General features: G+C 31.4%; 16 protein-coding genes and 1 other annotated feature (1 of these 17 cut by a window edge). Of the genes, 6 read left to right on the top strand and 10 right to left on the bottom strand.

The annotated features are described in order from the left end of the window. The first annotated feature begins 36 nt into the window (after positions 1–36). The 4 genes from HMPREF3131_RS06955 (at position 37) to HMPREF3131_RS06940 (ending at position 4204) form a co-directional block, all read left to right on the top strand. Complete coding sequence (locus tag HMPREF3131_RS06955) at positions 37–816, top strand: 2-keto-4-pentenoate hydratase (RefSeq protein ID WP_017175680.1); 780 nt, start codon at positions 37–39, stop codon at positions 814–816. Between the two features lie 402 nt (positions 817–1218). Beyond that, a complete protein-coding gene (ahpC, locus tag HMPREF3131_RS06950) occupies positions 1219–1788 on the top strand; it encodes an alkyl hydroperoxide reductase subunit C (protein WP_002447989.1) in 570 nt (189 codons plus the stop codon). Between the two features lie 14 nt (positions 1789–1802). After that, a complete protein-coding gene (gene ahpF, locus HMPREF3131_RS06945; RefSeq protein WP_017175679.1) occupies positions 1803–3326 on the top strand; it encodes an alkyl hydroperoxide reductase subunit F in 1524 nt (507 codons plus the stop codon). 248 nt (positions 3327–3574) lie between these two features. Then, positions 3575–4204 (top strand): NDxxF motif lipoprotein, encoded by a 630-nt coding sequence (locus tag HMPREF3131_RS06940; protein ID WP_017175678.1) that lies wholly within the window; start codon positions 3575–3577, stop codon positions 4202–4204. A gap of 96 nt (positions 4205–4300) precedes the next feature. Here HMPREF3131_RS06940 and HMPREF3131_RS06935 read toward each other — a convergent pair whose 3' ends face one another. After that, positions 4301–4879 carry a histidine phosphatase family protein gene (locus HMPREF3131_RS06935; protein WP_017175677.1) on the bottom strand — a complete coding sequence of 193 codons (579 nt, stop codon included), beginning with the start codon at positions 4877–4879 and terminating at the stop codon, positions 4301–4303. 277 nt (positions 4880–5156) lie between these two features. Beyond that, the gene (locus HMPREF3131_RS06930) at positions 5157–5405 is read right to left on the bottom strand and encodes a GlsB/YeaQ/YmgE family stress response membrane protein (protein WP_002447983.1); all 249 of its coding nucleotides are present in this window, start codon (positions 5403–5405) and stop codon (positions 5157–5159) included. Between the two features lie 320 nt (positions 5406–5725). Between HMPREF3131_RS06930 and HMPREF3131_RS06925 the strand changes: the two genes are divergently transcribed. Next, a complete protein-coding gene (locus HMPREF3131_RS06925; protein ID WP_017175676.1) occupies positions 5726–5983 on the top strand; it encodes a helix-turn-helix domain-containing protein in 258 nt (85 codons plus the stop codon). Positions 5984–6041: 58 nt separating this feature from the next. Here the strand turns inward: HMPREF3131_RS06925 and HMPREF3131_RS06920 are convergent, their stop codons facing one another. The 4 genes from HMPREF3131_RS06920 to rpsF form a co-directional block, all read right to left on the bottom strand. Further along, positions 6042–6986, bottom strand: coding sequence for a hypothetical protein (locus HMPREF3131_RS06920; RefSeq protein WP_017175675.1), 945 nt, complete (start codon positions 6984–6986; stop codon positions 6042–6044). Positions 6987–7168: 182 nt separating this feature from the next. Beyond that, positions 7169–7411 carry a 30S ribosomal protein S18 gene (rpsR, locus tag HMPREF3131_RS06915; RefSeq protein WP_002447994.1) on the bottom strand — a complete coding sequence of 81 codons (243 nt, stop codon included), beginning with the start codon at positions 7409–7411 and terminating at the stop codon, positions 7169–7171. Between the two features lie 41 nt (positions 7412–7452). Further along, positions 7453–7965: a single-stranded DNA-binding protein gene (gene ssb, locus HMPREF3131_RS06910; protein ID WP_017175674.1), complete on the bottom strand. Its 513-nt coding sequence runs from the start codon at positions 7963–7965 to the stop codon at positions 7453–7455. 21 nt (positions 7966–7986) lie between these two features. After that, positions 7987–8283, bottom strand: coding sequence for a 30S ribosomal protein S6 (gene rpsF / locus HMPREF3131_RS06905; protein WP_017175673.1), 297 nt, complete (start codon positions 8281–8283; stop codon positions 7987–7989). Positions 8284–8530: 247 nt separating this feature from the next. On the opposite strand from rpsF, the gene HMPREF3131_RS06900 reads away from it, so the two are divergent. Further along, positions 8531–8722, top strand: a complete 192-nt coding sequence (locus HMPREF3131_RS06900) for a hypothetical protein (protein ID WP_017175672.1) — start codon at positions 8531–8533, stop codon at positions 8720–8722. Positions 8723–8791: 69 nt separating this feature from the next. Here HMPREF3131_RS06900 and ychF read toward each other — a convergent pair whose 3' ends face one another. The 4 genes from ychF to HMPREF3131_RS06880 form a co-directional block, all read right to left on the bottom strand. Beyond that, entirely contained in the window at positions 8792–9889 is a 1098-nt protein-coding gene (ychF, locus tag HMPREF3131_RS06895) for a redox-regulated ATPase YchF (RefSeq protein ID WP_019834710.1), read from the bottom strand. 11 nt (positions 9890–9900) lie between these two features. Further along, the gene (locus HMPREF3131_RS06890; RefSeq protein ID WP_002448008.1) at positions 9901–10104 is read right to left on the bottom strand and encodes a DUF951 domain-containing protein; all 204 of its coding nucleotides are present in this window, start codon (positions 10102–10104) and stop codon (positions 9901–9903) included. A gap of 20 nt (positions 10105–10124) precedes the next feature. Continuing rightward, positions 10125–11003: a mechanosensitive ion channel family protein gene (locus HMPREF3131_RS06885; protein ID WP_017175670.1), complete on the bottom strand. Its 879-nt coding sequence runs from the start codon at positions 11001–11003 to the stop codon at positions 10125–10127. A gap of 129 nt (positions 11004–11132) precedes the next feature. Continuing rightward, entirely contained in the window at positions 11133–11957 is an 825-nt protein-coding gene (locus tag HMPREF3131_RS06880; RefSeq protein WP_017175669.1) for a ParB/RepB/Spo0J family partition protein, read from the bottom strand. Positions 11958–12182: 225 nt separating this feature from the next. Further along, positions 12183–12538 (top strand) — a binding site (T-box leader) (it continues 35 nt past the right edge of the window).

Raw genomic sequence — 12538 nt, 5'->3', positions numbered from 1 at the left:
ATAATGACAATTTTCAGATATCAAAGGAGAGATACTATGACTCACGCTAACAAAGAAGTTTCAACAGCCTTATATCAAGCTTTTACATCAAAAAAACCGATTGATTTTATCAGTTCCTCTTTTGAACTAAATGAGTTAGAAGCCTATCACACACAAGATGATCTCATTAATCAATTAAAAAATAAGCAAAAATCAGAAATTAAAGGTTACAAAGTAAGTATGACAAGTGCCGCCACTCAAGCCATTGCCAATACAAATGAGCCTGCGTACGGTACTATTTTATCTACTCAAGTAGTCGAAGGTGGTAACTCTATCTCATTATCAACATTATTTGATCCATTACTTGAACCTGAACTTATCTTTGAATTAACTGCAGATTTACCAGAGAATGCAGATGTTCAAACCATCTTAGAAAGTGTAAAAGTAGCTCCAGGTATTGAAATTCCTGACGCACGTTATAAAGATTGGTTCCCTAACTTTGCTTTATCAGATTTAATTTCAGATAATACTGCAACAGGTTTAATTGTGGTTGGAAAAAGAGTAACACCTCTTGATTACAAATCGTTTGCTGATATTAACTTAAAGTTATTTAAAAACGATCAAGAAATTGAAACAGGACATTCTAGTGACGTACTAGGAAATCCTATTGAATCTATAAAATGGTTAAATAAAAAATTACATTCACATGGAAAACGTTTAGAAAAAGGTCAATTTATTTCTTCAGGTACATTTATTTCACCACTACATTTAGAAAAAGGTATTTATATTGCTGAATACGAGAAAGTAGGAAGCGTAAAAGTAGAAGTCAAAGACTGATTTTAATAAAATAATATTGAAAATACTTGATACTCTCTTCAGATTTATATGTTTCATAGCGTAACTTGAAGAGAGTTTTCATCTATTATTTTTGATTTCCATTATCAAATACTTTCCTTTAGTTGAGAATAGATTTAAGCGAAAAGATGTATTTGTATTTACAATTTACATTTTTTAATTAGGAAAAATAAACCTCACAATATCTTAAAAAAGTTAATATTTTTTATATAAACCTTATTATATCAGTGCTTTATAATGTTTTTCTTACTTTTAAGTATATTATGTTGACGAAATAAAATCTACATGTAATAATATTAATCAAGAGATTAGAATTATTATAAATAAGCAATAATTATTATGTAGTTCTAATTAATATTCGATAAATCAGGAGGAATTTAAGTTATGTCTTTAATTAATAAAGAAATCTTACCTTTCACAGCTCAAGCATATGATCCTAAAAATGATGAATTCAAAGAAGTAAGCCAAGATGATTTAAAAGGTTCTTGGAGCGTTGTTTGCTTCTATCCAGCTGACTTCTCTTTCGTATGTCCAACTGAATTAGAAGATTTACAAAACCAATATAGCCAATTACAAGATTTAGGTGTTAATGTATTCTCAGTTTCAACTGATACTCATTTCGTACACAAAGCTTGGCACGATCATTCAGACGCAATCAGCAAAATCCAATACACTATGATTGGTGACCCTTCTCAAATCATCACTCGTAACTTCGATGTATTAGATGAAGAAGCAGGTTTGGCACAACGTGGTACATTTATCGTTGACCCTGATGGTGTAGTTCAAGCAGCAGAAATTAATGCAGATGGTATTGGCCGTGATGCAAGTACATTAGTAAATAAAATCAAAGCCGCACAATACGTACGTCAACATCCAGGTGAAGTTTGCCCAGCAAAATGGGAAGAAGGTTCTGAATCATTACAACCAGGATTAGACTTAGTAGGTAAAATTTAAGGAGGCATTTAAGTATGCTTAATGCTGATTTAAAACAACAATTACAACAATTATTACAACTTATGGAAGGCGATGTAGAATTTAGAGCAAGTATCGGCTCTGATGATAAATCTAAAGAATTAAAAGATTTATTAGATGAAATCGCTGAGATGACAGATTATATTACAATCGTTGAAAAAGAATTAAAACGCACACCAAGTTTTCAAGTAAGTAAACCTGAAGAAGATACTGGTATCACATTTGCTGGTATTCCTTTAGGTCATGAGTTTAATTCACTTGTGCTTGCCATTTTACAAGTAAGTGGTCGTGCGCCTAAAGAAAAACAATCAATCATTGATCAAATTAAAGGTCTTGAAGGTAACTACAATTTTGAAACTTATGTAAGTTTAACTTGTCAAAAATGTCCAGATGTAGTTCAAGCATTAAACTTAATGAGTGTAATTAATCCAAATATCACTCATACAATGATTGATGGTGCTGTATTCCGTGAAGAATCTAAGGATATCATGGCAGTCCCTGCTGTATTTTTAGATGGTGAAGAATTCGGTAATGGTCGTATGACAATTTCTGATATTTTATCTAAACTTGGCAGTACACAAGATGCTTCAGAATACGAAGATAAAGATCCATACGATGTATTAATCATCGGTGGTGGGCCAGCAAGTGGTAGTGCTGCAATTTATACTGCGCGTAAAGGTTTACGCACTGGTATTGTTGCAGATAGAATTGGTGGTCAAGTTAACGATACAGCTGGTATTGAAAACTTTATTACTGTTAAACAAACCACTGGATCAGAATTCTCTTCTAATTTAGCTGCACATATCGAAGAGTATGATATTGATGCTATGACTGGTATTCGTGCAACTAAAATTGAAAAAACTGATAAAGCTATCCGAGTAACTTTAGAAAATGATGCAGTTCTTGAAAGTAAAACTGCTATTATTTCGACTGGTGCAAGCTGGCGTAAATTAAACATTCCTGGTGAAGATCGCTTAATCAATAAAGGTGTTGCTTTCTGCCCTCACTGTGACGGACCTTTATTTGAAAATAAAAACGTTGCAGTTATCGGTGGTGGTAACTCTGGTGTTGAAGCAGCTATCGATTTAGCAGGAATAGTTAAACATGTGACACTATTTGAATTCGCTCCAGAACTAAAAGCGGATACAGTGTTACAAGAACGTTTACGTTCTTTCCCTAATGTTGATATTCACACAAATGCTAGAACTGCTGAAGTTCTAGGTGAAGATCATGTTACTGGTTTAAGCTATGAAGATATGTCATCTGGTGAAATGAAAGAATTAAGCTTAGATGGTATCTTTGTACAAATTGGCCTTGTGCCAAATACAAAATGGATTGGTGACGCAGTAGAGTTAAATAACCGTGGAGAAGTCGTTGTGGATCGTGAAAATAACACAAACGTTCCTGGTATTTTTGCTGCTGGTGACGTTACTGACCAAAAATATAAACAAATCATTATATCAATGGGTTCAGGTGCTAACGCAGCATTGAGTGCATTTGATTATATTATTAGAAATTAATTTACAGTTTAACTTTCTACATGAAAGTAAGACTTAGAACTTAACCTATCAAATATCTTCATTTTAAGCAGAGTCATTTTATTAATGGCTCTGCTTTTTTAATTTATTTTTTTACTGATATTGCCACAATTTGTTCATAGATTTATATTAATTTTAGGTCTTAAACATTCAATTCTGTTTCTATAAATGATACTCTATTATTATGCTTAAATAGAAACGTTTACTAATAAAGGAGATTATTGAAATCTATGAAAAAGAGTATGATTATTAGTAGTTTTTTAGCATTGTTATTAATATTAAGTGCTTGTGCACCTAATAATGATAATAATGAAGACAATCATAATCAAAGTAACGGTGTTAATGCACCGAAACATGCTAAAAACTTAACTGAAAATGATATTTTTACATCAAATAAATCACATCAAAAGCTTACTGAAGATGAAATGAACCAAGCAATCAAAAAATATCTAGATGTTAATAGTGATATTTTAGATAATAAATATATAATGCAAAGTCAAATCGACCGTCAAAGTTCAGGACAAACAAAAATCACTGATAAACAAGCTACAAAACTTAGTAATTTATCTAATATTGCTGTTAAAAATGACTTACACTTTAAAAAATATGTTGAAAATAACACATTGCCAGACGGCTATAAAGATCATGTAAATCGTATTATTAAATACTTTCATGCTTTGAATAGTACAATTGCAAATGTTGATGAAAGTATCGAACAACTGAATTACCAACCTCAAAATACAATTAACGTTGTAGATGTTCCTACTCATTATGCTGGAGATGTAAATGGAAACCAACAAAATAAAATCAAATCTTTCTTAAATAAGAAAGATATCAAAACAGACGTTTTTGATAAATAGAATAGGTAGTATCCGTTTGAATATGTTATTCAATCCATTAATGGTGACGTCTAATATATAAAAAATCTGAGACGATGAATGATGTCTCAGATTTTTTTATAACTCAATAAGATATGGCTTACAATTTTCAATTACTTTAGTTAATGCTTCTTCTTTATTTATATAGCCAAAGTAAACCATAATACAACGTATCACAACTTGATGTGCAATAATGACTATCGTGTGATTATCTTGAATATGGATCGTTTCGAAAAACTGTTTCACTCTATGATAAACATCATTATAACTTTCCCCCTCAGGCGCTTTTTGAATAAAGCTATGTCGAAAATCTTTATAATTTGAATCATGAAAATAGCGATGATACTTATTATTTTTCATAAGTTTATCCTTAAATTGACCTTCAAATAGACCCAATGAACGTTCACGTAATAATGAGGTAACTGTAGTTGGGATATCGTAAGGGAAGATATATTGATATGTTTCTTTTGTTCTTGTTAAATCAGATACATACACATCATCAATTTTTATATTATAAAAATACGTCTTTAAGTTTTTTGCACTTTCAATGCCCCTTTCAGTTAAAGGAACGTCTAACTGACCACAATAATATGCTCGATTGTACTTATTATCGTAATTAGACTGTGATTCACCATGTCGAATAAGATATAAATTCATGTTTTACCTCCTATTTCAATTTATTATATTAAATAATAATTGAATGAAGTCTACTAATAATACAAATTATATATTTTTAAATAATATAAGTTTTTATGATTGTCAATATTTATATTGCATGATACTATTAACTTGTAGTTATTTAATAACTACAAGTCTTTTATATTCATGAACATAATACTCCTGGATGACGTCTTAACCCGACGTCATCCTCTTTTTTTAGTTTAATAAATAAAAAAAGAGCACTACATAACGTAGTCCTCTTTAAATACTATACTTATTTTTTGATTGCTTTTAAAATTAAAGAAACAATAAAAATAAGAATAATTGCACCGATTAATGCTGGGAAGATTGGTACTCCGCCCCAAACAGGACCCCAAGTACCTAACAATTTACTTCCGATGAATGAACCGATTAAACCAGCAATGATATTACCTAAGATACCACCAGGGATATCTTTACCCATGATCATGCCAGCAATCCAACCGATTAATCCACCAACTATTATCATAATAATAAAGCCCATAGTTAGATTACTCCTTATAGTTTTATTTTATTTACTTCTTATTCATACCACCTATTTCAATTTTATAAACATCATTATTAAAATAATTTATTTTTTATAACAAAAACAACTAAATAATAACACCCACATATTTTATTAGTATTTATTCAATTAATGATTAAAAATATAAGGCTCCTAAAAATAGCAACTATTTTTATATAAAATACTTGCTAAACATTATGAACAAGCATATTATAATAAAATATATAAAAGACTTAATAAATTTTCATATAATAAAATTTTGTTTATATACAAAATTGATACTTAGGAGGTTATGTATTATGAGTTCACATGCACTGTATAACTTAAGAAAAAAAAGACATCTTGAAATTAATGAATTAACTGAAATCCTAAACAAAAAGTATGGCACACATTACGAACCACATCAATTATACGAATGGGAAAATCATCAACATGAACCAAAGTTCAAAGATGCAATGATTCTGGCAGATTATTTCAATACATCTTATCAAGTTCTAGTTGAAAGTAAATATAAAGAATATCAACAACAATTTGATGATGTTGATATTCGACTATAAACAACTTTAAAGGAACAAAACATATTCATGTTGAATATAATGTCTTGTTCCTTTGTTTTTATTCTTCGGTATTTGTACTTTGATGATTTGGTTGTGCTTGTTCATTACGATCCATTTGAGAAGTTGTGGGTTCTTCTTTAGTTTGTGTAGAAGCGTCTGTTGAAGTTGAATGATTGTTCTCGGATTGATTCGATGTCTGGACATCATTTTGAGTTTCAGATTGCGCGCTATTTTGATTTTCTTCATTAGATGATGTATGTTGCGTTTCATTATTATTCTTTGTTTCATTATTTTGTACATCATTATTTCGTTGTCGGTTACTTTGTTCTAATTTACTTTCATTCATTTGTTTTCTTTTAGCTTTTTCTTCATCTGTCATATTATTATAATTATCAACAATACTACCTGTATGTTTATCTACAATAGCTACATAAGGTGTACCAGTACCATAAGCGTCACTTGCTGCATAATCTATATAATACATATCGTCAGTACTTTTACTAGGATTGTAATTAAATTCATTTCTTAAACGATGTCCAAATCCTTGATTTTTATACCAATCATAGACAACATCCTCTGCTTGCTGAGGTGTAAGTTCTTTATTCGAAGAATCGTTTGATTGATTGTCACTAGTTGAATGACTTTCATTTGTAGTCGTTTCATTATTTCCATTGATTCCGTTTTCAGATTGGTTTTGAGTATTCTGTTCGGATGACTGAATACTATTATTATCATTTGGTTGAATATCTTCAGTTTGATTATAATTAGTATTTTCATCATTATCATTTTGTTGTGTATCTGATGAATCTATATTCTTCTCATTATTAGTATTATTATTTTTATTTGAACTATTAGGCGTTTTGTTATTATTATCACTCTTCTCAGTTTTTTGTTTATCCTCTGAACTATCATTATTTCCGCCTGGTAAATGAATATTTAAATCACAAGCACCCAAAAGTAAAGTAGATGCAACAATACCTGCTAATAAATATTTTCCTCTCATTATCATCAAAACTCCTTATGTATATCTCTTTTAATGATAACATTTTATATTGCATCCCTTAAAGATATTACCCAATACATTTTAAAATCAACTTAATATGTATAATCTGCTCATTTTTTATTACTCGACATAAAAATAACCCCGCAAGCCTTGAGCTTACGGGGTTTAACCCTAATTATATATTAGTTTTCGTCTTTAACATATGGTAATAAAGCCATATGACGAGCACGTTTAATAGCTGTAGTCAACATACGTTGATATTTAGCTGAAGTACCAGTTACACGACGTGGTAAAATTTTACCGCGTTCTGAGATAAAACGTTTTAATAATTCAGTGTCTTTATAATCAATATGTGTAATACCATTTGCTGTGAAATAGCATACTTTTTTACGACGACGTCCGCCTCTTCTTGGTCCACCTGCCATGGTTAATTACCTCCTTTTATATTTTTAATCTCATTCTTTCGTTAGAATGGTAAGTCATCATCACTAATATCAATTGGACCATTCGCATTTGCAAATGGGTTATCTGATTGATTATTGTTTGATGCACGATTGTTATTATTATAAGATGTATTTTGTCCTGATTGTGAACCACCAAATCCTTGGCCATAATCTTGGAAATCATTATTTCCTTGATGACGTTGTCCACCTTGTGCATTTTTAGGTTCAAGGAATTGAACACTATCCGCTACAACTTCAGTGACAAATATACGACGACCTTCTTGATTTTCATAACTGCGTGATTGTATGCGACCATCAACGCCAGCTAAACTACCTTTTGAAAGATAGTTATTTACGTTTTCTGCTTGTCTTCTAAATACAACAACGTTAATAAAGTCAGCTTCGCGTTCCCCTTGAGCATTCGTGAAAGTACGATTAACTGCTAGAGTAAATGTCGCTACACTTACGCCTGAGGGAGTACTTCTGTATTCTGGATCCTTAGTTAAACGACCTACTAATACAACTCGATTTATCATTTCAACGCCCCCATTTAATTATTACTTATCTTGGTCTTCACGGATAACGATATAACGGATAATATCGTCATTGATTTTAGCTAAACGTTGGAATTCGTCTGTAGCTTTGTTATTATCTGTTTTAATGCGTACGATGAAGTAGAAGCCTTCTTTGAAATCTTCAATTTCGTAAGCAAGACGGCGTTTACCCCAGTCTTTTTCTTCTAAAACTTCTGATCCTTCTGAAGCTAAGATACCGTTAAAGCGTTCAACAACTGCTTTTTTAGCATCTTCTTCAATGTTAGGACGTACGACATACATAATTTCATATGTTCTCATTTTATAATTGCACCTCCTTGTGGTCTATGCGGCCTATCGAATCCTATCCATAGGCAAGGAATAATTTTCATTACTCACAATCAAGAATTATAGCATAGGTGATTACTTTTTACAATAAATATTATTTGAAATATTTTGTCTGAAAGTGGATAAGATTTATCGTATTGGCCTATAAATTTATATTCAAACTTTAAACATATCTTTTCAAAAGAGAACTGATATTCTATAATGTCCTTGAGGTGTAACTATGCAATTAGATTTAGATTGGAATAAAGATTTTCAAGAGTTTCAAGAAATCTTAAATTGCGGTATCACTCCAGAGTGGCTATACTGTGCAAAAGCCAATATGATTCTTGAGCCAGCTTATACTGGAGAAGGTAAACAGTTTTTTAGCACCAAAGATATTGTTAAAGCAAGTAAAGTTATACCGTTTTTTTAAGATATAACCATAATGATATAACTAAAGCGCGACGTCTATAATAAATAGATGTCGCGCTTTTTTATATTCCTATACATTAAATCGGAAGTGAACAATATCTCCGTCTTGCATAATATAATCTTTACCTTCTAAACGTTGTTTACCTGCTTCTTTCGCACCTTGCTCACCACCATGCTCAACATAGTCGTCATAACTTGTTACTTCGGCACGAATGAAACCACGTTCGAAGTCTGTATGAATGATACCTGCACATTGTGGTGCCGTCATCCCTTGTCTAAATGTCCAAGCACGTACTTCTTGAACACCTGCTGTAAAGTAAGTAGATAATCCTAACAAATCATATGTTGTTCTGATAAGACGATCGAGGCCTGGTTCTTCAATACCTAAGTCTTCTAAAAACATTTCTTTATCTTCATCATCAAGTGTTGCAATTTCTTCCTCGATTTTTGCGCTAATGACGATAACTTCAGAATCTTCTTTTGCTGCGTACTCACGAATGGTTTTCACTTTATCATTTTCATCGTCACCAATTTCATCTTCGCCAACGTTTGCAATATATAACATTTTTTTAGATGTTAATAATTGAGCTTGATTTACATATTTTTGATCTTCTTCGTTAAAATCTAAACTACGAACTGGATTTCCTTCTTCTAACGCTTCTTTTATTCTAGATAAAATGCGGAACTCCATTTCGGCTGTTTTATCTTTTTGACGTGCCATTTTTTCAATTCGAGGCAAACGTTTCTCTACTGATTCTAAATCAGCTAAAACAAGTTCCATATTAATGACTTCAATATCATCTAATGGATTTACACGGCCAGCGACGTGTGTCACATTTTCATCATCGAAAGCACGTACTACCTGACAAATAGCGTCTACTTCACGAATATGTGATAAGAATTTATTTCCTAAACCTTCACCTTTTGAAGCACCTTTAACAATACCTGCAATATCTGTGAATTCGAAAGTGGTAGGAATCGTTTTCTTAGGTTCTACCATTTCTGTTAATTTATTCAAACGTGTATCTGGTACTTCTACAATCCCGACATTCGGGTCAATCGTAGCGAAGGGATAGTTCGCAGCGAGCGCACCTGCTTTTGTAATTGCATTAAATAGAGTAGATTTACCAACATTAGGCAAACCTACGATACCTGCTGTTAAAGCCATGAATCATTCTCCTAACTTTCTGTATCTTGATGAGATACTAATATTTTTTTTATTTTTTTATCAAACACTTGTCGTGGAATCATAATACTTCTTTGACAATTTTCACATTTAATTCGTATATCTGCACCCATGCGAATAATTTTAAATCGATTTGTTCCACAAGCATGTTGTTTTTTCATTTCTACTATATCATTTATACCATATTTTGGTGTCACAACATTACCCCCAACATTTATTAAGCGTCTTGTTTATCGGTATTTCTTACGTACATGGGTTGTGGCAATTTAATACCTTCTTGTACAAACATTTTTTGAATTTCTTTGCGTAAAATTCTAGAACCTGAAGCACCTTCTCCAGGAATAGTTTCTGCTGATATTCTTATGATAACTTTTGTTTCATCTAACCCATCAATTCCTAAAACAACTGGATCAGTAATGAATAAGTAGTATTTACTACGCATTGCTGTAAATAATTTATTTAATTTCTTTTCAACTTTATCTAAATTTTCATCAACTGAGACTGGAATTTCTACAATTGACGTACCATTAGTAATAGAATAGTTAGTAATCTCACCCATACTACCATTTGGTAAAATAGTTAACTCCCCAGTGATGGTATTAATACGCGTTGATCTCAATCCTATAGATTTTACTGTTCCTTCAGCAACTGTAGTACCACCGCTATTAATTTTAACATAATCACCTACATCAAACTGATTTTCAAAAATAATGAAAAATCCAGTAATAATATCTTTGACTATAGTCTGGGCTCCAAAACCAACAGCGATACCTACAACACCGGCGCTGGCGATAATTCCGTTTACGCTAATTCCAAATTTACTTAATACTGTTGTGAGCACGATAAACCACACAATGTATCTTACAACATTTTTGATAAGGGACACGAGCGTTTTAGAGCGTTTTTTATTTCCTCTATTACTTTTATTTTGAAATTTAAATGCTTCTTCTATCGCTTTATTAATAATTCCAATTACAATTAAGCCTACTAAAATATAAATAATAACCATTGCTAATTTAGTTGCTAAATTTGTATATACTTCGGGTTCTGTTAATGGTTGAAATAGCGATGTTAACACGTTCTTCAACTGATTCATATAGCCCCCTCCTTTTCCATTTAGTCCACATTAAATTTGTATTCCAATTTATTTATTATACAAAAATTCTTCTAAAATTGTATCAGTCTTTTGATTTATCATTTTCTTTTTTATTTTATTAATAGGATACTATTTATTAAGTTTATCTATAATACGTCTAAACTCAGCCTCGGATTTAAACTCAAACACAATTTTCCCAACATTTTTAGATACAGATATATCTATATGAGTTCCAAATTTTTCCTTAAGCGCACGTTCTTGTTTCTGTATGAATTTGGGTTTACTTGGAGTATTTAATTTTTCTTTTTTAGACTGCCCACCGTCTTGAATTTCAGAAACAACTTTCTCTAAATAACGTACACTCCACCCCTCTTTGATTGCTTGTTTACCTATACGTTTCATCGTATTTACATCTTTTAATGCAAGTAAAGTACGTCCATGGGCACCTGACATGCGATGCTCTCTTACAAGCTTAGCAATATCAGAGGGTAAATTTAGTAATCTTAGCATATTAGCAATGTAAGGACGTGATTTTCCTAACCTTTCAGCAACTTTTTGTTGTGTCAGACCAAGATCGTTCATTAATCGTTGATAACTTTCAGCTTCTTCAATTGCATTCAAATCTTCTCTTTGTAAGTTTTCTATAATGGCTAATTCCATCATGTCAGAATCAGAAAGGGATTTTACAATTGCAGGAACTTCCTCTAACCCAGCTAATTTAGAAGCTCGAAAACGTCGTTCTCCTACAACGATATAATATCCATTGATCGTTTTTCTTAAAACAATAGGTTGAAGTATACCATGAGTTGTTATAGAATCTGCTAAATCTTGAAGTTTCTCCTCATCAAATGTTTTTCTAGGTTGATAGGGATTAACTTTAATACTTGAAATTTTAATATGTTGTACGTGTTCATCATTATTTAATTGAATACGTTGATCTTCAATATGGTCCACTCATAGTCCTCCCTTATCTTTAAAGTCATTACTTAATTTTAAAAAAAGCGTGTTATATCTACAAGTCTTATAAACTTTTTTAAGAAAAATTTTACTAGGTAGAAAGTATATATATCAATCATTCAACCGCTTTCTGAATTTATTATTTAATCATAATTTTCAGAAAAGTTGTTGACAAATGTAATTTATGTCTGTAAGCTATGAATTAACTTAAAAAAACACAAATTACACACGGTAATAAGGAAAGTAAAACTTACACTGCAGATACAGAGAGTCTTGTAAGCTGAGAAGAGACATTGAAAGAAAGTTTGAAAATGGCCTTTGAGTGTTGATGCCAATATGAGGTATCAACGGGTTCGCCCGTTATAGCGATACAGTATTAACATTTATTGTTTAATGGCGTACTGGAATCACCGACGTCACTAAATTATCGTTAATACTCATTTATCATTAAAAGTTAAATGAGTTTTTTTATTACAGATATATCTGATATTTTACGATAATGTGTGTCACTTTTTCAAGTACTCCTAAAACATGATGGCGTACTGTTTGAGGTTACTTTAGCAATAAAGTAGCAAACA

Source organism: Staphylococcus sp. HMSC14C01 (assembly GCF_001808085.1).
Classification (GTDB): domain Bacteria; phylum Bacillota; class Bacilli; order Staphylococcales; family Staphylococcaceae; genus Staphylococcus; species Staphylococcus hominis.
The sequence above is the reverse complement of the archived record's forward strand: the minus strand, read 5'-3'. Positions and strand labels throughout refer to the sequence as shown.